Source organism: Massilia atriviolacea (assembly GCF_003953935.1).
In the GTDB taxonomy this organism is placed as follows: domain Bacteria; phylum Pseudomonadota; class Gammaproteobacteria; order Burkholderiales; family Burkholderiaceae_D; genus Telluria_A; species Telluria_A atriviolacea.
Window position 1 is genome coordinate 1 of record NZ_RXLQ01000067.1, and the last position, 679, is coordinate 679.

A 679-nucleotide genomic window follows, 5' to 3' on the forward strand; every position below is an offset into this window, starting at 1 on the left:
ATGGCTTTCATGGTGGTTCCTTTTTAAGAGATTAACTTAGCAAGCGATTATATAGTTCACTACATTTTTATCCTGACGGGGCGGGCGGTCACTGTCCGCCCCGTTCATCGGGTACTACGTGTTCTTGTTCAGATTACTGCGCAGCACGTCCAGCTGCTGCTTCATGCTGACGACCTGGTCCAACTCGCAACCAAAGGTACACAACATTTGCGACGGAAACTTCTTCGCTTCTTCCCGCAAACGGCTGCCGGCATCGGTCAGCGAAATGATGACCTGGCGTTCGTCGTTGGCCGCGCGCACCCGGGTCAGCAGTTCAGCCTGTTCCATCCGCTTGAGCAGGGGCGTCAGGGTGGCCGAGTCCAGGAACAGGCGCTCGCCGATGTCCGACACCGTCAACTCGTTCTGCTCCCACAGCACCATCAACACCAGGTACTGCGAGTAGGTCAGGCCGAGCTTGCGCAGCAACTTGCGGTACAGCTTGCTCATTGCCAGGGAAGTCGAGTACAGCGCAAAGCACAACTGGCCATCGAGCTGGGGAACTCCGTCGTTCGGTGTTTGTTTGTCGTCCATGTGAAGCAGTATATATAGCGCACTATCGGATAGCAAGCTATTTTTAAATTTATTTGTGCGTGGCAGCTTATTTCAGGCGCTGTTTCAGTTCCTGCGACGCCTGGTCCAG

General features: G+C 54.3%; 1 protein-coding gene. It reads right to left on the bottom strand.

From position 1 onward, the window contains the following. Positions 1-114: 114 nt before the first annotated feature. Positions 115-570, bottom strand: coding sequence for a MarR family winged helix-turn-helix transcriptional regulator (locus EJB06_RS31565; protein WP_126077971.1), 456 nt, complete (start codon positions 568-570; stop codon positions 115-117). Between the last annotated feature and the right edge of the window lie 109 nt (positions 571-679).

What these genes read in the sequence shown, in the direction of transcription:
- EJB06_RS31565 (WP_126077971.1), bottom strand. Translation starts at nt 570, where the DNA reads ATGGACGACAAACAAACACCGAACGACGGAGTTCCCCAGCTCGATGGC.